Genomic DNA, 1,384 nt, shown 5'->3' with positions numbered 1-1,384 from the left:
CCGGCGGGAGGGGCGGGGGCACACACCCCCTCCCCTCCCGCTCATCCCTCCGCACAGCCCCGACCGCTCAACAGCCCCGACCGCTCCGCAGCCCGACCGCTCCGCAGACAGGACCGCCGCATGACCGCCGCGCACCCGCATCCCTCTCCCTCGCTCGGCATCCAGGGCCCCGTCGTGGCGTTCCAGGATCCCTGGGCGGGTCGGGCCTCCGACGAGGTGATGCGCACCGGAACCGGCGTCCCGATCCCGTCGCAGGATCCCCCGCTGACCCCCGAGCGGTTCACCGAGCTGCTGCGGGACCTCGGCGCCGACTTCTACGTGCATCACCAGGTGCCCGCGCACACCGATGTCTCCGCCCTGCTGCGAGACATGGACGCCGCGGGGATCGACATCGTGCTCGGCAACGAGTACGGCAACATCAACGGCCCCTTCGCCGAGGGCACGAACAGGCACGACGTCGATCCGCAGGTCGTGCGCGCCGCCGCCGCGTCGGGACGGCTCGTGGGCATGCTCTACGACGAGCCCGAGCACCTGCAGATCCACGCCGATCAGTACCGGCACGACGCGCATCTGCCGCACTTCGGCCAGACCGAGGGGCTGACGGCTGACGAGGCGATCGCGGTCATCGACGCCACGACCCGGGGCATCGTCGACACGATCGACCGGGCCGCCGAGGCGGGCGGCGGGGCACGGGTCCCCGTGGTCTCGGAACAGGTCTTCCCCGTGATGTTCCACACCCTCGCGCGTGCGGGCATGACCCCGGCGCCGAAGGTCATGAAGGAGTCGTTCCAGCCGCTGCAGCTCGGCACGGCCCTCGGCGCGGCACTGCAGTACGACCGGCAGCTGTGGGTGTGCGCCGACCTCTGGGGTCCCGACGTCGGCCCCTGGCAGACGAGGGCACCCGGGTTCCCCGGGCACTCCCCCGCCGAGTTCGCCTCGGCGCTGCGCCTGGCCCACCACTTCGCACCGACCCGGCTGTTCGTCGAGAACATCGACACCCTGGTGCGGCACCGCGGCGGCGGGCACCTCGACACGACCGAGCACGGAGAGGTCTGGCGGGAGTTCGCGCTCGACTGGGTTCCGCGGAATCGCCCGGCGTGGTCGCATCGCGACGCCCGGCCCGACATCGCTCTCGTGCACGCCGACGACAGCGACTTCGGCAGAGGCGCGCGACCGTTCGGCAACCGACTCGCCTCGGCGCCCGACACGGCCAGGAGCGTGTTCGCGGCGTGGCATGCGCTCAGCCACGGGCAGCTGCCTCTCGCGGGTAGCTGCATGCACGCTCCCGGATTCGACTTCCCCCGCCATCGCCTGAACGCCACGCCACGCCCGGACTTCCCCCTCGCCCACGGCGCCGCGGAGCAGACCCACACGCACGGACTGT

1 protein-coding gene is annotated in these 1,384 nt (G+C 72.5%); it reads left to right on the top strand.

Going from position 1 to position 1,384, the window contains the following annotated elements:
• Window positions 1-120: 120 nt before the first annotated feature.
• Window positions 121-1,384, top strand: a 1,264-nt coding sequence (locus tag RTM68_RS17460; protein WP_312173401.1) for a hypothetical protein, incomplete at its 3' end; no start/stop codon positions are given.

The sequence above is a fragment of the Microbacterium sp. genome, from assembly GCF_031988965.1.
Taxonomy (GTDB): domain Bacteria; phylum Actinomycetota; class Actinomycetes; order Actinomycetales; family Microbacteriaceae; genus Microbacterium.
This window is presented reverse-complemented; position numbering and strand designations above follow the sequence as displayed.